The sequence below is a fragment of the Cognatiyoonia sediminum genome, from assembly GCF_900129845.1.
In the GTDB taxonomy this organism is placed as follows: Bacteria; Pseudomonadota; Alphaproteobacteria; order Rhodobacterales; family Rhodobacteraceae; genus Cognatiyoonia; species Cognatiyoonia sediminum.
On record NZ_FQXB01000002.1, the window covers coordinates 230,581 to 246,981 of the forward strand.

Below are 16,401 nucleotides of genomic sequence, written 5' to 3' on the forward strand. Positions count from 1 at the left end.
TTGCGGCGATTGTTACACACCACGAAACAGTATGAATGGATCGAGAGCATTGGGGTCGCTTTGCCTTAATTTGGTCTCATTTTGTTGACGCGCGGCCCTGACGGCTGGCAAAAACGCCGTGTTGTTACTCAGTTTCTGGTTTATTTCCCATGATCGACCCCACCGTTATCGGCGCTCTTCTTCTCCTCGGACTTGGTTTCTTAGCCTTCGGAGGCGACGGCAACGAGGAAACAGAAGAAGATACATCGGAAGACACGCTCGACGAGAGCGCACGTTTCTCAGGGCTTTCCCCACAGGATGATATCAAAACCTTCGTTCGCTTTGATGATGAAGACGATGTCGCAGACCTCGGAGATGGGAAGCAGGTCGCTTTTGGCGAATCCGGGAATGATCAAATTGCTGGGGGAGCGGGCGACGACGAGATATTCCTCGCCTTTGGGAACGACAAATCCTTCATCGATGAAGATCTAGACGGTCTGCCCGATGATCCTGTGACGGGTGCGATGGGTGACGATTTTATCCGCGGTGGTGATGGCAACGACATCTTGATCGACGGCGAAGGGTCTAACGAGATATTTGGTGATCTGAAGTCCGACTTCATCGATGTCACAGAAAATGACCCTAGCGCGACCGATGCCGCAGATACGGCCTATGGCGGCTTTGGTGCAGATACGCTTGTCGGGGATGACGGCGATATCCTTTATGGCGGCGACAACGAGGACAGCTTCTTCGTGGAGCTTGATGGGTCAAGCGACGATCCCGTGACGATAGGGGACTATGAAGCCGGCGAGGAAATCACTGTTATGGTTCCTGCCGACACCACGGTCACCGAAGCCTCTGCAACCGTCAACGAAAGCGGCACAGGCCTCAATGTGACCATGGACGGTGAGTTGATCCTTACCGTCGAAGGGATCACGGATTTGGACGACTTGAACCTTGCGTTCGAAGCAACGCTACCTTCGGCTTAAATCGCGGCTTTGCGGCTTTCATCCAGATAGATTTCCCGTAGACGTGCCGAAACCGGACCTGGTGTGCCATCGCCTAATGCCGCTCCGTCGATCTCAACGACTGGCATGACGAATGTGCTTGCTGAGGTGATAAAGGCCTCATCGGCGCCCTGCGCTTCTTCGATGGTGAAGGCGCGTTCTTCCACGGTCATCTGTGCTTCTTTTGCAAAGCGCAAAACTGCTGCACGGGTGATACCGTGGAGAATGTCGTTTGACAGCTGGCGCGTGATAATTGTGTTGCCTCTGACGATGTAGGCGTTGTTTGACGTGCCTTCGGTTACCGCTCCATCCTCGACCATCCAAGCGTCATCTGCGCCTGCTGCTTTCGCCATCATTTTACCCATCGACGGATAAAGCAGTTGCACCGTTTTGATATCACGACGGCCCCAGCGCTGATCCTCAATCGAGATAACCTTCATGCCCTTTTTCGCAGCTGGACTATCGGCAAGGCCCGGCTTGTTTTGGGTGAAGAGAACGATAGTGCAAGGTGTCGTCTCAGGATCGGGAAAGACAAAATCCCGATCATCGGGGGCGCCGCGCGTGATCTGAAGATAGATCATGCCCTCTTCAATCTCGTTGATGCGAACCAGCTCGCGGTGCACCTTTAGAAGATCGTCCATCGAAATCGGATGCGGCATGTTCAGCTCATTCAAGGAGCGTTCCAAACGCTTTGCGTGGCCGTCAAAGTCGATCAGTTTCCCGTCGATAACGGAGGTTACTTCATAGACGCCATCCGCCATCAAGAAGCCGCGATCGAAGATAGAGACCTTCGCCTCATTCTCTGGTAGGTAGTCGCCGTTCACGTAAACTGTCCGCATCACATTATCCCCATAGTGTGGCGGCAGGAGGGTGCACGCCGTCTTGATCGAAGTTCAAAGGTTCGTCGCGGTCTTCGGCCAGAAGAAGCGGTCCGTCAAGGTCTGTAAACGCCACACCTTGGGCAAGGATGGTCGCCGGTGCCATGGCGAGCGACGATCCAACCATGCAGCCGACCATGATCTGATAGCCTTGCGCGGCTGCCTCTTGTTTGAGGGCAAGTGCCTCGGTCAAGCCGCCGGTCTTGTCGAGCTTGATGTTGACCATATCGTATTTGCCTTTGAGCGCAGGCAAGCTGGCGCGGTCATGGCAGGATTCATCGGCGCAGACTGGCAATGGTCGCTCTATCTCCCCCAGCATGTCATCGGCACCTGCGGGCATGGGCTGTTCCACCATTTGCACGCCCAGTCGCAGCAGATGCGGGGCAAGGTCTGAATATACATCCGCATCCCAGCCTTCGTTGGCGTCGACGATGATACGTGCATCCGGTGCTCCGCGCCGTACGGCTTCCAGCCGCGCCATGTCGTCAGGCGTGCCAAGCTTGATCTTCAAAAGTGGCCGATGCGCATTTTCGGCCGCCTGCGTTTGCATCTTGTCTGGCGTATCCAGTGACAGGGTATAGGCGGTGATTTCCGGCTGAGGTTTCGGCTCCCCGATCAGCTCCCAAACGCGCTTCCCCGCCGCCTTGGCCTCAAGATCCCAAAGCGCGCAATCAACCGCATTCCGCGCGGCGCCAGCGGGTAATAAGCCTTGCAGCGCCACTCGATCAAACTGATCTGGTAACCCTTCGATCTCAGCGATCACGCTGTCGAGCGTCTCATCATACCGCGCATAGGGCACACATTCGCCAAACCCTGTGACCCCATCCCGCTCAACCTCGACCGTCAGCACTTGCGCCTCGGTCCGAGATCCCCGGCTGATGGTGAAGACCTGCGCCAGTTGAAATACGTCTTTGCAAACTGAAACCTTCACGACACCACCCGTCTTTTGAGCTGAAAATACCTCCGCCGGAGGCATCCCCCGGCGGCCAAACAACAAGAACGCTGCTACAGTGCCGCCAAAGCATCCACAAGGCGGCCAGCCCCCTGGCGGAACGGATCAACGGTGGGCAAGCCCATCTCTTCCTCAACTTTGGCGAGGTAGCCTTCGAATTCATCATCAGACAGATGCTGAGTGTTCACCGAAATACCAATCACCTGACAGGTCGGGTTCGCGACCTTCGCCAAGGCCAGAGCCATATCGCGGAGATCGACCAAATCAGGCTGTTGATAGTCTGGCAGTCCCCGCATGTGTGCGCGGGTTGGCTCATGCGCGAGGACCAAAGCATCGGGCTGACCGCCATGCACCAAAGCCATCGTCACACCTGAATAGGACACGTGGAACAAGCTGCCCTGCCCTTCGATGTGATCCCAGTGATCTTCGTCGTTGTCCGGGGTCAGATATTCGACGGCACCGGCCATAAAATCGGCCACAACCGCGTCGAGTGGGACGCCTTCACCAGTGATCAGAATGCCTGTTTGTCCCGTTGGCCGGAAAGTGGATTTCATGCCGCGTTTGCGCATTTCGGCGTCCATCGCCATGCCTGTGTACATCTTGCCCACGGAGCAATCTGTTCCAACAGCCAAGCACCGCTTGCCAGTACGTTTTTTGCCATTTGCGATGAGGTACTCAACAGATGGCACACGCACGTCGTGAAGCTGCGCTCCTTTGGCTTCTGCCGCTGCAACCAAATCGGCCTCATCCCGAAGAAGGTTATGCAAACCAGAGGCCAGATCGTAGCCGATATCGATCGCCTGCAGCAGGACCTCTTTCCACGCATCAGAAATCACACCGCCACGGTTGGCGACGCCGATCACCAATGTCTGAGCACCGGCGGCTTTCGCCTCTTCCAGTGTCATATCCTGAATGCCGACATCTGCGCCGCAACCGTCCATGCGGAATTGGCCCACGGCGTTTTCGGGACGCCAATCTTTGATGCCTTGCGCAACTTTGGCAGCGAGTTGGTCAGGCGCATCGCCCAAGAAAAGTAGGTAAGGTGTTTTAATCATTGCGCGTCTCCCCAGCAAAGAATCAGGCTTCGCGCGATAATCTCCTATCTAGTGCACAAATTCTTCGCGAACCCTCCTGCCAGATAAGGCAAATATGCAAAATTCTTCGAAAATATGACCTTGGCTCGATATGAAATTCGAAAATACATCTAGAATGCTAAAAAACCCGGGCGCGGACGCCCGGGCAGTGTGCAAAAAGCTGAACGGAAGGGTCTCAGCCTTTTGAGAATTCAGGGTAAGCTTCCATGCCCAGTTCGGACATATCCAAGCCTGCCATTTCGTCCTCTTCGCTGACGCGGATACCCATGATCGCTTTCAGGATGAACCATACGATCAGCGATGCGACGAATGTGAATGCACCGTAAGCAACGATACCTGTGATCTGCGTGGTCAGGGACGCGTCACCGTTGTAGAAGATGACGGCGATTGTGCCCCAGATACCTGCGAAGAGGTGAACAGGGATCGCACCAACAACGTCGTCGATCTTCATCTTGTCCAGCATTGGAACAGTCAGAACAACGATCACACCACCGATTGCACCGATCCAAAGCGCGCCAAACAGAGTAGGAGCGAGAGGCTCAGCTGTGATGGACACCAGACCAGCAAGTGCACCATTCAGTACCATTGTCAGGTCAGGCTTCTTGTAAAGAATCTGTGTCAGGATCAGAGCAGTTACAGCACCTGCAGCAGCAGCCATGTTTGTGTTGGCGAAGATACGGGAGACGTCAGATACGTCACCGACTGTGCCCATTGCGAGCTGAGAACCGCCGTTGAAGCCGAACCAACCGAGCCACAGGATAAATGTGCCCAGCGTCGCAAGAGCGAGGTTAGAACCTGGCATTGGGTTCACTTTGCCGTCTTTGTATTTACCCAAACGTGGGCCAAGAACGATTGCACCAGCTAGAGCAGCCCAGCCACCTACGGAGTGCACAACAGTCGAACCAGCGAAGTCGGAGAAACCTGCTTCGGACAACCAGCCGCCGCCCCACTGCCATGAGCCAGAGATCGGGTACATGAAGCCGGTCAAGACGACGACAAATGCCAGGAAAGGCCAGAGCTTGATACGTTCTGCCAGAGCACCGGATACGATGGACGCGGTCGCAGCAACAAACACAAGCTGGAAGAAGAAGTCAGAACCAACAGATGCATAGTCAAGTGCAGCGTCTGCAGCAGCAACGCCCACCGGATCAAGAACGGTTTGGCCGCCAATCGCGAACCAGCCGTTGAAATCACCTGGATACATGGTGTTGAAACCAACGATCCAATACATGATCGCTGCGATTGAGAAGAGCGCGATGTTCTTTGTCATTTGCATTGTCACGTTCTTGGAGCGGACCAAGCCGCCTTCAAGCATCGCAAAGCCTGCAGCCATGAAGAACACAAGGAAACCTGCCATACAGAACAGCAGGGTTGTCATGATGTAGGGGCCGATTTCATCGAAGCTCGGCGCCGCATCTTGGGCGAAGGCCAATGTCGGCAGCAAGATCGCTGCAGCACTGACCGGGAGTAGTTTGTTTAGTTTCATAGTCATTCCCCTTGCGACGCCTTAGAGCGCGTCTTCGTTCATTTCGCCGGTCCGGACGCGCAAGGCGCTTTCGACATCCAGCGTGAAAATCTTGCCGTCGCCGATTTTGTCGGTCTTGGCGGTATCGGCGATGGTTTTCGCGACTTGTTCGGCCATTTCGTTGGTCACAACGATCTCAAGCTTTACCTTCGGCACGAAATTCACGGCGTATTCTGCGCCGCGATAGATTTCTGTGTGGCCTGACTGCGCGCCGAAGCCTTTGATTTCTGACACCATCATTCCGCGCACGCCGATATTGGTCAGCGCTTCGCGGACCTCTTCCAGCTTGAACGGTTTGATCGTCGCAATAATAAGTTTCACGTTTGATCCCCTTGTCATGTTTCTTACAGCGGCCCATGCGGGTGCCCAAGTCATGACGGGAGAGAGAGCGCGGTAAGGGGGGAGCGACAACGATTCTGACCTATGTTTCTGCAGTTGCGGCATCGCATTTCGCACAATTTTTGCACAATTATTACGCTTTGATTAATATTTGAGCAGTTAAGAAACATGTTTATCTGCACGATTTCTCAAGGGACATCCTCAATTGGAATCGTTAGACTAAGCGCAACAAAAAGAATGAATTGAGTGGCAGATGAGCGGATCGCGCAAAAAACGCGGGCCTTTGGTTGCGGAAAAACGTTATCAGAAACAGCCCCCCAAAAAGAAATCACCCCCTGCCAAACGGCCGGTGAAGCGGAATCAACCGGCAAAAAAGAAGCGCGGTATTATTGGGTGGCTGCTCGCACCGTTTTTTTGGGTTGGCGGTCTGATTTGGCGGTTCACATGGCGCATCGGGTTGGTTGTGACGGTTCTGATCGCGGTTGGTGTATTTTATTTTGCAGCCCAGCTCCCTCCGATTGAGGAAATCGTTGATGGACGCGTACGCGGGTCGGTCACACTTACGGATCGCGATGGAGAAGTTTTTGCCGTCCGTGGGGATCAATACGGCGGGTTTATCACCACTGACACCGTGAGCCCGCACCTGAAGAACGCGGTGATCGCATCTGAGGACAAGCGTTTCTATTGGCATCCGGGCGTGGACCCGCGCGGTATTGCATCTGCCGTACGGATCAACCTTCGTGAAGGACGTGGGCCGCTCTCGGGCAACGGAGGTTCGACGCTAACGCAACAGACGGCAAAGCTGCTGTGCCTTGGCGTCGCCTATGATCCTAACACTTGGGAAAATGAAGCCGCTTATGAGGCTGATTGTCGTCGGACGACCTTGTGGCGGAAGGTCAAAGAGGCCGTTTACGCGATGGCTATGGAATTCAGGTACACCAAGGACGAAATTCTGACGATCTATTTGAACCGCGCGTATCTTGGGAACGGCAACCGCGGATTTGAGTCAGCCGCTCAACGGTTCTTTGGCAAGTCGGCTGCAGAGCTTACACCGCAAGAGGCAGCGATGCTCTCGGGCATCTTGCCTGCACCGTCTCGCTTGGCCCCGACAACGAACCTTGAACGCGCGCAGGGGCGTGGTGATCTGGTTTTGGGCCTAATGGAGGCACAAGGGTATTTGTCCCCAGAGGAAGCCGCGCAAGCGCGGGCCAATCCAGCGACACTCACTGAAAGCGCGACGGCAAGAGTTGGTGGATATTTTGCTGATTGGGTGATGGACAATGGGCCGGAGTTCTTTACGCGCGACACGACGGAAGACGTGATTATCCAAACGACCTTGGATCAAGACATTCAGGCAGCCGCTGAAGAGGCCTTGCTTTGGGTGTTTGAGGAGAAGGTCAGCGAAGACTCCGTCGCGGAAGCCGCGGTCATTGTGATGTCACCTGACGGAGCGGTGCGCGGCATGGTGGGCGGGCGCAATGTGCGTGCGGTGGGTGCATTTAATCGCGCGACGCAGGCGCGGCGTCAAACCGGATCGACCTTTAAGCCGTTCATCTATGGCACGGCGCTTGAGTTGGGTTTTTCGCCGTTGGATTTAGTCGATGACTCTCCCATTACAATCAACGTGCCCGGCAGTGGCGACTGGGAGCCGCAAAACTACGACCGAGAGTTCAAGGGCCCCGTGACATTGGATCAAGCCCTTGCAGAAAGCCGGAACATTCCGGCGGTCGTAATGAATGAGGAAGTCGGGCGCGAGATCGTGCGCAATGTGGCTCAGGGGTTTGGGATCGAGAGTGACCTTGCGGCGGGCCCAGCCATGGCGCTTGGAGTTTCAGAAAGTACGCTGGTCGAGATGACCGGCGCTTTTGCTGGTATTTTAAATGGCGGATCTTCGGTGACGCCATATGGATTGAACAGCCTGAGCGTTCGCGGGGACGCGGAACCTTTGATGGATAACTCCACCGCTGGCATCGGTGAGCGTGTCATTCGCGAAGAAGCCGCCCGACAACTGATCTGGATGATGATGAATGTCGTCGAGAATGGTACCGGGGCGCGTGCGAAGATTGATGGATGGCAAGTGGCCGCCAAAACTGGCACGACGCAAAGCGCGCGCGACGCATGGTTCATTGGCTTTACAGGCGACTATGTTGTTGGTGTCTGGATGGGGAATGATGACAATTCCCCGTTGAAAGGAACGACGGGCGGCGGTCTACCAGCCGATATTTTCCGAGAGACAATGGTTAGGGTCATTGATGGTCAGCAGCCGGTCGCTTTGCCGTATTCTGTCCCTGTGCCATCAACATCAAGCCGGGTCATCAGCCGCAGCGAATTCCAAGGTAGCGACGAGATCAGAGGTATCCTGAACGATATCTTGGCGAGCCAGTAGCTTATTCCTCACCGATTGGGGTACAGGCGTCATAGACGAAGGCGTATCCGTCCCAGACCATGATCAAGCCATCCCCTTGCGCGGGTTTCATCAACATCGCGCGTTCAAACCAAGTTTGGCCTTCGCCCGAACATTGCATGGTGTAGAGGATCGCATCCATGTTGTTGACGTTGACGGGTTCGGTCATGCGGCATTGCACTTCAACGCCGTAGAATATCCCGTCGCGGATCTCTAACGCGCCACCGTCGACGCCGACCAATCCACACTCGGAATTCGCGGCCTGTATATAAAGTCCGTCGAACGGGCCAGCAGCCAGAACCGACGGAATGAACATAAGAGCAAAAGAAAACTGTCTTAGGCGTTTCCAGTTTATATTGAACCGCCAATACCCTGCCGCGCCTTTGGCGCTCTCGGGACATTGGCGATGTCTCCTTCTAAGAAAAACTGGAAACGCTGAAATCATACAGCCTTCATATCAGAGATTAGAGCATCAATGCTACCTCTTCGCCGATCAAGCATGGCGCCGATCTCTTCCCGCTCGGTCAAAAGCATGTTCACGCCTTCGATGATAAAGTTGAAGAAGGCGTTGCGGCCGGACCGATTAGACACATGCCAATCCATTTGAAGAGGGCTTCGGCCGCGCAAAAGAACAGTGGTTTCAACCTCAACCCAGCTTTTGACCGCTTCAGACCCAACAACGCGGACCTCACCTCCAACGAACTCGCGGAAGCGGCGGCCGTATTTGCTGGCGATGTAGTCCTGAAACGCGTCAGTGTATTGTGCCATTTGCGAAGCGGTCGCACGTCTTGCGTCCACCCCTAGGCAATAGCGCGCGATGGTTGGCACGTCAGCGTAGCGGTTCAGAATTTGACCGAATTGATCGATCATGGCTTGTTCTGATGCGCCGGATGCGATGACTGCATTCACATCATCGACGAGGTCCTCGACCATGGATTGGGCAGCTGCGGGTGATACCGCCAAGCTGCTGGTCGGAAGTGTCAGGGCAACGGTGCCGACAAGAAACTGTCTTCTGAACATGTTAGGGGTCTCCGAACAATTCATCATATGGGTCCACGGCTTCTTCTTCGGGAGTGGTGCCGAGTTCAAATCGTCTGTTTTGCAAATAGATCAATCTTTGCTGCGCATAACTGTCGGCGCTTTCGCTTAATACACTGTCGATTGTACCGCTGAGCTGAGAGCCTCTGACAATGCGTTTCGCAATGGTTGCCGCAAGGCTGTAATCGCTCTGGAACGCGAAGCCGACTTCATCCAGAGGATCGATTAGAGAATCTACGATGCGCCCAGCAAAGGCGCGTTCTGTGGACGGGCCGAGAATTGGAAGTTCTAAATAAGCACCTTCTGGCACGCCCCAGATCGCAAGCGTTTCGCCGAAGTCAGTTTCCTGCTCTTCAAGGCCCAGCTCTGTCGCGAGATCGGCGATGCCGCCTATGCCGAACGTGGTGTTTACAACGAACCGCGCGGCATTTGTGAGCGCTGCTTCAAAGTTTCCCTGAAGCAGCCCATTGAGGGCCATTCCGGGCATGCTGATGTTGTCTGCGAAATTGACGACGGTATCTGCGATTTCGGGTGGAATTTCAGTATCGCTTCCACCACTACCGAAAAACGAGTTGAATACCGATTTGTTGAACTCGTGCACTTGGCGGTTTTGTTCCTCGTAAGGATCAAAGACAGTCACGCCATCGGGAGCCGGTGTGCAGGCTGTTACAACGCTGAAAAACCCCAAGAAAACAAACGGGTATCTCAAATTAAGCCCCAATTTAGTGAGCATGCCTGACCCTATTCAAATTGTTGCAGTATCACTGCACTGCAGAAATGTGCCGATTTTAGCTAGGCTTTAGCCTTATGTTTGACGTTATTGCGTAGTTATCAACAAGATAAACAATGTAACAGAGGCAGATTGGCGCTTATGCAGAAACAATCGGTTGAAGCAGGACGGGATGAACTTGTTGCCGCTCGGCGCGAAAGTCGCGGCCTTTATTGGGCTGTCGGTATATTCAGTTTCTTTGTGAACCTGCTGATGTTGACCGGCCCGCTCTACATGTTGAACGTCTATGACCGTGTTTTGGGATCGCGCAGTTTCGAAACGCTACTGGCGCTGACCATCTTGGTCGCCTTCCTGTACGGCATGATGGGCATTTTGGACTATGCCCGTGGGCGGGTGATGGGCCGCGTTGGCGCTCGGTTCCAAGCGCGATTGGACAGACGCGTTTTTACCGCGGTGTTGAAGGCAACAACTTTGAATCGGGCACCAAAAGAAGCTGCCACCGGCATGCGGGATTTGGAATCGGTCCAACGTTTGATCACCTCTCCTGCGCTTATGGCGATTTTTGATGCGCCATGGACGCCGATTTTCCTGTTAGGGATTTTCATCTTCCATCCAATGATGGGGTATCTCGCGGTTGGCGGTGGTGCCGTCTTGATCCTCTTCGCGATCTTGAACCAGCTTTCGACGCGCAAACCGCTTGCCTCTGCAAATGCGACGGCGTTTCAGTCAGAAGCCATGAGTTCAGAAATTCGGGCTGAGAGCGAAATGGTCCATTCGCTCGGTATGCGGAAATCGGCATTCGATCGCTGGCAGATTGCGCGCAATGCGTCTTTGGAGGCGACCGTTGGAGCAGCGGATGCAGCGGGGACATATACCTCCCTGATCAAAGCGTTTCGGCTGTTCCTACAGTCAGCGATGTTGGGCTTGGGGGCCTACCTTGTTTTGCAAGAACAACTGACACCGGGCGCTATGATTGCGGGGTCGATCCTTTTGGGTCGGGCGCTGGCTCCGATTGAGCTTCTGGTCGGGCAATGGGCCGTGTTTCAAAGGGCTAAGGAAGGATGGAACAATCTGGCCGTTCTATTGTCTGCCATCCCAGAGGACGAAGCGCGGACAGAGCTGCCAAAACCTGAGGCCAGGATCAAGGTGTATCAGCTCACGGTCGTACCGCCTGGAGAGCAAACTGCAGCCTTGCGCACCATTAGCTTTGACGTTGAACCCGGCCATGCGGTTGGCGTGATTGGCACTTCTGGCTCTGGCAAGTCGACATTGGCAAGAGCTTTGACTGGCGTTTGGCGACCTGCGGGCGGCAAAATCCGCCTCGATGGAGCCGCATTGGATCAATACGATCCAGATGCCCTCGGTCAGCATATCGGGTATTTGCCACAGCGCGTTCAGCTTTTCGACGGTACGATCAAGGAAAACATCGCGCGGATGTCGATGAACCCTGACGATGCCGCGGTCATAGAAGCCGCCAAGAAAGCGGACGCGCATTCGATGATCCTGCAACTCCCTGATGGTTACGATACGCGGGTCGCAACCCATGGCGGCCGGTTATCTGGCGGGCAGATTCAACGGATCGGCCTGGCGAGGGCGATGTATGGTGATCCGGTTATTCTAGTTCTGGATGAACCGAATTCGAACCTCGACAATGCTGGCTCCATGGCGCTGAACAACGCGATCAAACAAGCGAAAGCGGATGGGAAGGTCGTCTTTATTATGGCGCATCGCCCCGCGGCCATTCAGGAATGCGATCTGCTGTTGATGATTGAGAATGGCGGGTTGAGGGCTTTTGGACCGAAAGAAGAGGTTCTCAAAAGCACTGTGAGAAACCTGCATGAGATTGCGAACACTGCTGGCGTCAGTGGAGGTGTGGCATGACCGAACCTGCAAACCGTTGGTCGGCGAAGCGGCCTTTGATACTTGGGCTAATCGCATTGTTTGTCCTTGTCGGTGGCTTTGGCACATGGGCTGTCACCGCTGAAATTTCGGGTGCGGTGATCGCAACAGGTCAGATAGAAGTGGATCGCAATCGACAGATTGTGCAGCACCCAGATGGGGGTGTCGTCGAAGGGATCGAAGTTGACGAAGGCGATTTCGTTGAGGCCGATGATCTTCTGATCAAACTTGACCCTTCAGTGCTGGCGTCTGAGCTTGCCGTAGTGGAAGGAGAGTTATTTGAAATCCTCGCGCGACGAGGTCGGCTGGAAGCGGAGCGGGATGGACTTGATGAAGTGGTTTTCCCGGACGCTTTGCAGGATGGCGGCGACGCAGCGCAGGATTTAATGAGCGGCCAATCGAGGTTGTTCGCAGCGCGGCAAGAATCGATCGAGCGTGCCACAGAACAGCTTTCGCAACAGCGCGCACAGATTGAAAGCCAGTTAGATGGGATCGCTGCCCAGAAAGAGGCCATCGAAACGCAACGCGAATTGCTGACAAAAGAACTGACCGATCAGCAGGCTTTGCTGGATAGAGGGCTGGCGCAAGCAAGCCGTGTCCTTGCCTTGCAACGCGAAGAGGCTGATCTGTTGGGGCGCATTGGCGAGCTTACCGCTTCGGACGCGCAAACGCGTGAGCGGATGTCTGAAATTGATATTCAAATTCTCGGGCTGACAACCACTCAACGAGAAGAGGCGATTACTCAGCTGCGGGATTTGCAATTCAATGAACTTCAGCTGACGGAGCGCCGCCGCACGCTGCAGCAGCAACTTGATCGGGCTGATATTAGGGCACCAGTGTCAGGTATCGTTTACGGGTTGCAGGTCTTTACGCCCAATTCCGTTATACGTGCTGCAGAGCCGGTGATGTTCATTGTTCCGCAAGACCGCCCTCTTGTCATCGCAACGCAGGTGCAATTGACCGATGTCGATCAGATTTTCGTCGGACAAGATGTGACCTTGCGCTTTTCGGCCTTTGACCAAAGACGCACACCGGAATTGAAAGGGCACGTTACCCTTGTGTCCGCCGATTCGTTTCAGGATGACAATAGCAGCCTCGCTTACTACCGCGCAGAAGTGCAATTGGATGAGGGAGAGGTCGAACGGTTGCCGGAAGATATGACTTTGATCCCTGGTATGCCTGTTGAGGCCTTCGTCCGGACCGATGATCGAAGCCCTTTGGATTATCTGGTCAAGCCGCTTTCTGACTATTTCACGAAAGCGTTCCGCGAGTCCTGATTGCACTTTCCCGCAACCTCGATAGGTTGCGAGGAAATAGCATGAGGACAGGTCATATGGCTGGAGAAATCGAAACACGTTTGGCAGAGCTTGGCGTCACTTTACCTGAGGCTCCAGCACCTGCTGCGAATTATGTGCCCTATGTCATAGCTGGCGATTTGGTTCATATCTCTGGCCAGCTTCCGATGGATGCATCTGGGATGGTCAAAGGAAAATTGGGCGATGATTGTTCTGTCGAAGATGCTGCGGCGGCGGCACGGCTTTGTGGGATCAATCTGCTTTCGCAATTGAAGGCCGCTTGTGACGGCGACTTGGAGCGATTGGTTCGGGTTGTGAAGCTCGGCGGGTTTGTGAACTCAACGCCTGACTTTACCGAACAGCCAAAGGTCGTGAATGGGTGTTCCGACTTTATGGTCGAAGTTCTGGGCGAACGTGGTCGCCACGCCAGATCGGCGGTTGCCTCACCCAGCCTCCCATTTGGCGTGGCTGTCGAAATTGATGGCATATTTCAGATCAAATGAAGCTGCCGCAGAGTTTCCTTGACCGTCCAATAGCCCACCGCGGGTTACACGACACGACAGCGGGCCGTGCAGAGAATAGTTTGAAAGCGTTCGAAGCTGCGATCGAGGCAGGGTATGGGATCGAGCTTGACCTGCAACCGTCGAAAGACGGCGTTGCGATGGTCTTTCATGATTATTTCATGAACCGGCTTACGGCCAAGCGCGGCCCGATTGCCTTGCGAAGTGCGGAAAGCCTAGGCCGGACAGAGCTGCTGCATGATGGCGATACGATCCCGACGTTTGAAGAGGTGCTGGACCTCGTTGCGGGGCGTGTCCCTTTGTTGATCGAATTTAAGGATCAAGATGGCGGTATGGGGAAGCGGGTTGGTTCCCTTGAAAAGGCGGCGGCGGAGGTGCTTGCAGACTACGATGGCGATGTTGCGCTCATGTCCTTCAACCCGCACAGCGTTGCGAAATGTCAGGAACTCATGCCGGACACCCCACGCGGCTTGGTGACGGCAGTTTTTGACAGCAAAGGGTGGCCGTTGATTTTACCAAAGCGCCGCAAGGAGTTGAGAGCGATCCCAGACTACGAACGGGTCGGTGCGTGTTTTATTTCACATGAGGCCGAGGATTTGGACAACCCACGCATCCAAGAACTGCGTGCCGATGGGGCGACGATTTTGTGCTGGACGATCAAATCGGCCGAGCAAGAGGCAGAAGCCCGACACGTTGTCCATAACGTGACTTTTGAAGGCTATTTGGCTTGACCGCTTCGGGCGTTGTCCCACCTATGACTTTATGACCGACACACCAGTAGAAATCGCTGCCCATGCAGACCTGACCACAGTGTCGGAAGAGGATTGGGATGCCTGCGCCGGAGCGCTCGATGGCCGCCCTGATGATCCCTTTACGACCTATCGATTTTTGCGGGCGTTGGAGGTTTCGGGTTCCGTCGGTCCGGGATCAGGCTGGCAGCCGCGGTATCTAACGGCGCATCAGGATGGTCAGATTATTGCGGCAGCGCCGCTTTACGCCAAAGGCCACAGTCAGGGCGAATACATCTTCGACCACAATTGGGCACATGCTTACGAAAATGCGGGCGGGCGGTATTATCCGAAGTTGCAAATCGCCGTTCCGTTCACGCCTGCAACGGGCCGTCGATTTCTGACACGTCCTGGCTTTGAAGTTCTGGGCACGTCCGCACTGACCCAAGGCGCGGTGCAGATTGCGGCGGAGAACAGCCTGTCTTCACTTCATGCAACGTTTTGCACTGAAGCAGAAGCCATCGCAGGCGAAGAGATGGGCCTGTTGCGGCGCGTAGGCCAGCAGTTTCATTGGGTGAATAACAGCTATGAGAGTTTCGATGACTTCCTTGCATCGTTGGCCAGCCGAAAGCGCAAAAATCTGCGCAAAGAGCGGGCCCAAGCACAGGCGTTTGGGGGCGAGATCATCTCGCTTACAGGGGAGCAGATCCAACCGGAACATTGGGATGCGTTTTGGGAGTTCTATCAAGACACTGGCCACCGCAAATGGGGGTCGCCCTATCTAACGCGCAGTTTCTTTGAAGAGGCGCATGCGCATCTGCGGGACGACATTCTTATGGTTCTTGCTGTTCGGGCCGGTCGGCCTGTTGCAGGGGCATTGAACTTCATTGGGCGCGATACGCTTTTCGGGCGCTATTGGGGATGCACCGAACATCACCCCGCCCTTCATTTTGAGCTGTGTTATTATCAGGCCATCGATTTTGCGATTGCACAGGGCCTCGGCAAAGTCGAAGCTGGCGCGCAGGGTGAACATAAACTGGCTCGCGGGTATTTACCTGTGCCGACCTATTCGTTGCATTGGTTCAGGGACGAAGGGTTCCGCGACGCGGTAGCGAAATATCTTGATGCGGAACGCGATGCCGTTGACCATGAGATCGAGATTTTGACGAGCTACGGCCCGTTTCGAAAAGACAACAGAGAGGATCACCAATGACCAAGCTTTCAGACGACGCCCGCAGCGCCCTTTTGGAGAATGGTTGGTCGATGGTCGAAGGCCGAGACGCGATCCACAAGACCTTTCAGTTCAAGAATTTTGTGGAGGCGTTTGGCTTTATGACCAAGGCTGCAATCTGGGCGGAGAAACTGAACCACCACCCAGAATGGTCAAATGTCTACAAGACGGTCGAGGTCACGCTTACAACGCATGACACCGGTGGTTTGAGCGAGCTTGACGGCAAACTCGCCGCCAAGCTGGATCAATTGGCTTAGGACATCTGGTCCAGCAAAGTCTCACCGGCTGAGATTTCGCACTGGCCTGGGCTTTCCTCTTCGTTGAGGATTGAGACAACGCCGTTATCGACGAGCATTGTGTAGCGTTTTGACCGTCCGAACAGACCAGCTGGAGGTGCGGTGAAATCCATGCCGATGGCCTTGGTGAATTCGCCATCAGCATCGCCAAGGATGGAGATGCCAGCATCACCTGCGCCAGTGCTGTCAGACCATGCTTTGCACACAAATGGGTCGTTCACAGTCACACAGATGATCTCATCCACGCCTTTGGCTGCGAAATCGTCTTTGGTGCGGATGAAGCTGGGCACATGCGCGGTTGTGCAGACACCGGTGTAAGCGCCGGGCAGTCCAAAAATGACGACCTTTTTGTCTTTGATTTTATCGCCAAGGCTGACGGCTTCTGGCCCTTCGGCACCGACGGTAAGGAGTTTTGCGTCCGGCAATGCGGCACCTGTCGAAATGGTCATGATTTGATCCCCATTTGGAATTGCTTTGCTTTGTAG

At 54.7% G+C, this 16,401-nt stretch carries 17 protein-coding genes; 8 read left to right on the plus strand and 9 right to left on the minus strand.

Annotated elements, in window-relative coordinates; translation table 11 throughout:
* The first annotated feature begins 149 nt into the window (after nucleotides 1–149).
* Complete coding sequence (locus tag BUA85_RS09420) at nucleotides 150–968, plus strand: calcium-binding protein (protein ID WP_072900689.1); 819 nt, start codon at nucleotides 150–152, stop codon at nucleotides 966–968.
* Here BUA85_RS09420 and BUA85_RS09425 read toward each other — a convergent pair.
* The 5 genes from BUA85_RS09425 to BUA85_RS09445 form a co-directional block, all read right to left on the minus strand.
* A complete protein-coding gene (locus tag BUA85_RS09425; RefSeq protein ID WP_072900690.1) occupies nucleotides 965–1,825 on the minus strand; it encodes a D-amino-acid transaminase in 861 nt (286 codons plus the stop codon). The two genes, BUA85_RS09420 and BUA85_RS09425, sit on opposite strands and share 4 nt — an antisense overlap.
* A gap of 4 nt (nucleotides 1,826–1,829) precedes the next feature.
* A complete protein-coding gene (gene dgcA, locus BUA85_RS09430; RefSeq protein ID WP_072900890.1) occupies nucleotides 1,830–2,795 on the minus strand; it encodes an N-acetyl-D-Glu racemase DgcA in 966 nt (321 codons plus the stop codon).
* A gap of 74 nt (nucleotides 2,796–2,869) precedes the next feature.
* The gene (dgcN, locus tag BUA85_RS09435) at nucleotides 2,870–3,871 is read right to left on the minus strand and encodes an N-acetyltransferase DgcN (protein ID WP_072900691.1); all 1,002 of its coding nucleotides are present in this window, start codon (nucleotides 3,869–3,871) and stop codon (nucleotides 2,870–2,872) included.
* A gap of 214 nt (nucleotides 3,872–4,085) precedes the next feature.
* Nucleotides 4,086–5,396 (minus strand): ammonium transporter, encoded by a 1,311-nt coding sequence (locus BUA85_RS09440; RefSeq protein ID WP_072900891.1) that lies wholly within the window; start codon nucleotides 5,394–5,396, stop codon nucleotides 4,086–4,088.
* Nucleotides 5,397–5,417: 21 nt separating this feature from the next.
* Nucleotides 5,418–5,756, minus strand: a complete 339-nt coding sequence (locus BUA85_RS09445; protein ID WP_072900892.1) for a P-II family nitrogen regulator — start codon at nucleotides 5,754–5,756, stop codon at nucleotides 5,418–5,420.
* A 271-nt stretch (nucleotides 5,757–6,027) separates the two neighbouring features.
* Here BUA85_RS09445 and BUA85_RS09450 point away from each other — a divergent pair, with 271 nt between their 5' ends.
* The gene (locus BUA85_RS09450) at nucleotides 6,028–8,160 is read left to right on the plus strand and encodes a transglycosylase domain-containing protein (protein WP_072900692.1); all 2,133 of its coding nucleotides are present in this window, start codon (nucleotides 6,028–6,030) and stop codon (nucleotides 8,158–8,160) included.
* 1 nt (nucleotide 8,161) lies between these two features.
* Here the strand turns inward: BUA85_RS09450 and BUA85_RS09455 are convergent, their stop codons facing one another.
* The 3 genes from BUA85_RS09455 to BUA85_RS09465 form a co-directional block, all read right to left on the minus strand.
* Nucleotides 8,162–8,494: a hypothetical protein gene (locus BUA85_RS09455; protein WP_072900693.1), complete on the minus strand. Its 333-nt coding sequence runs from the start codon at nucleotides 8,492–8,494 to the stop codon at nucleotides 8,162–8,164.
* 125 nt (nucleotides 8,495–8,619) lie between these two features.
* Entirely contained in the window at nucleotides 8,620–9,198 is a 579-nt protein-coding gene (locus tag BUA85_RS09460) for an MlaC/ttg2D family ABC transporter substrate-binding protein (protein ID WP_072900694.1), read from the minus strand.
* A gap of 1 nt (nucleotide 9,199) precedes the next feature.
* Nucleotides 9,200–9,949: an MlaA family lipoprotein gene (locus BUA85_RS09465; protein ID WP_072900695.1), complete on the minus strand. Its 750-nt coding sequence runs from the start codon at nucleotides 9,947–9,949 to the stop codon at nucleotides 9,200–9,202.
* A 138-nt stretch (nucleotides 9,950–10,087) separates the two neighbouring features.
* Between BUA85_RS09465 and BUA85_RS09470 the strand changes: the two genes are divergently transcribed.
* The 6 genes from BUA85_RS09470 to BUA85_RS09495 are packed head-to-tail and all read left to right on the plus strand — an operon-like array spanning nucleotide 10,088 to nucleotide 15,877.
* A complete protein-coding gene (locus tag BUA85_RS09470) occupies nucleotides 10,088–11,827 on the plus strand; it encodes a type I secretion system permease/ATPase (protein ID WP_072900696.1) in 1,740 nt (579 codons plus the stop codon).
* Nucleotides 11,824–13,122, plus strand: a complete 1,299-nt coding sequence (locus BUA85_RS09475) for an HlyD family type I secretion periplasmic adaptor subunit (RefSeq protein WP_072900697.1) — start codon at nucleotides 11,824–11,826, stop codon at nucleotides 13,120–13,122. The genes BUA85_RS09470 and BUA85_RS09475 overlap by 4 nt, the downstream gene beginning before the upstream one ends.
* A 56-nt stretch (nucleotides 13,123–13,178) precedes the next feature.
* A complete protein-coding gene (locus BUA85_RS09480) occupies nucleotides 13,179–13,643 on the plus strand; it encodes a RidA family protein (protein WP_072900893.1) in 465 nt (154 codons plus the stop codon).
* Entirely contained in the window at nucleotides 13,640–14,392 is a 753-nt protein-coding gene (locus BUA85_RS09485) for a glycerophosphodiester phosphodiesterase family protein (RefSeq protein ID WP_072900698.1), read from the plus strand. The genes BUA85_RS09480 and BUA85_RS09485 overlap by 4 nt, the downstream gene beginning before the upstream one ends.
* Nucleotides 14,393–14,423: 31 nt before the next feature.
* Nucleotides 14,424–15,602, plus strand: a complete 1,179-nt coding sequence (locus BUA85_RS09490) for a GNAT family N-acetyltransferase (RefSeq protein ID WP_072900699.1) — start codon at nucleotides 14,424–14,426, stop codon at nucleotides 15,600–15,602.
* On the plus strand, nucleotides 15,599–15,877 hold the full coding sequence (locus tag BUA85_RS09495; protein WP_072900700.1) for a 4a-hydroxytetrahydrobiopterin dehydratase: 279 nt from the start codon (nucleotides 15,599–15,601) through the stop codon (nucleotides 15,875–15,877). Before BUA85_RS09490 ends, BUA85_RS09495 begins: the two co-directional genes overlap by 4 nt.
* Here the strand turns inward: BUA85_RS09495 and BUA85_RS09500 are convergent.
* Nucleotides 15,874–16,365 carry a peroxiredoxin gene (locus tag BUA85_RS09500; RefSeq protein ID WP_072900701.1) on the minus strand — a complete coding sequence of 164 codons (492 nt, stop codon included), beginning with the start codon at nucleotides 16,363–16,365 and terminating at the stop codon, nucleotides 15,874–15,876. The two genes, BUA85_RS09495 and BUA85_RS09500, sit on opposite strands and share 4 nt — an antisense overlap.
* Nucleotides 16,366–16,401 lie beyond the last annotated feature (36 nt).

What these genes read in the sequence shown, in the direction of transcription:
- BUA85_RS09495 (WP_072900700.1), top strand. Translation starts at nt 15,599, where the DNA reads ATGACCAAGCTTTCAGACGACGCCCGCAGCGCCCTTTTGGAGAATGGT.
- BUA85_RS09450 (WP_072900692.1), top strand. Translation starts at nt 6,028, where the DNA reads ATGAGCGGATCGCGCAAAAAACGCGGGCCTTTGGTTGCGGAAAAACGT.
- BUA85_RS09475 (WP_072900697.1), top strand. Translation starts at nt 11,824, where the DNA reads ATGACCGAACCTGCAAACCGTTGGTCGGCGAAGCGGCCTTTGATACTT.
- BUA85_RS09500 (WP_072900701.1), bottom strand. Translation starts at nt 16,365, where the DNA reads ATGACCATTTCGACAGGTGCCGCATTGCCGGACGCAAAACTCCTTACC.
- BUA85_RS09455 (WP_072900693.1), bottom strand. Translation starts at nt 8,494, where the DNA reads ATGTTCATTCCGTCGGTTCTGGCTGCTGGCCCGTTCGACGGACTTTAT.
- BUA85_RS09480 (WP_072900893.1), top strand. Translation starts at nt 13,179, where the DNA reads ATGGCTGGAGAAATCGAAACACGTTTGGCAGAGCTTGGCGTCACTTTA.
- BUA85_RS09465 (WP_072900695.1), bottom strand. Translation starts at nt 9,949, where the DNA reads ATGCTCACTAAATTGGGGCTTAATTTGAGATACCCGTTTGTTTTCTTG.
- BUA85_RS09420 (WP_072900689.1), top strand. Translation starts at nt 150, where the DNA reads ATGATCGACCCCACCGTTATCGGCGCTCTTCTTCTCCTCGGACTTGGT.
- BUA85_RS09485 (WP_072900698.1), top strand. Translation starts at nt 13,640, where the DNA reads ATGAAGCTGCCGCAGAGTTTCCTTGACCGTCCAATAGCCCACCGCGGG.
- dgcN (WP_072900691.1), bottom strand. Translation starts at nt 3,871, where the DNA reads ATGATTAAAACACCTTACCTACTTTTCTTGGGCGATGCGCCTGACCAA.
- BUA85_RS09440 (WP_072900891.1), bottom strand. Translation starts at nt 5,396, where the DNA reads ATGAAACTAAACAAACTACTCCCGGTCAGTGCTGCAGCGATCTTGCTG.
- BUA85_RS09490 (WP_072900699.1), top strand. Translation starts at nt 14,424, where the DNA reads ATGACCGACACACCAGTAGAAATCGCTGCCCATGCAGACCTGACCACA.
- BUA85_RS09460 (WP_072900694.1), bottom strand. Translation starts at nt 9,198, where the DNA reads ATGTTCAGAAGACAGTTTCTTGTCGGCACCGTTGCCCTGACACTTCCG.
- BUA85_RS09470 (WP_072900696.1), top strand. Translation starts at nt 10,088, where the DNA reads ATGCAGAAACAATCGGTTGAAGCAGGACGGGATGAACTTGTTGCCGCT.
- BUA85_RS09425 (WP_072900690.1), bottom strand. Translation starts at nt 1,825, where the DNA reads ATGCGGACAGTTTACGTGAACGGCGACTACCTACCAGAGAATGAGGCG.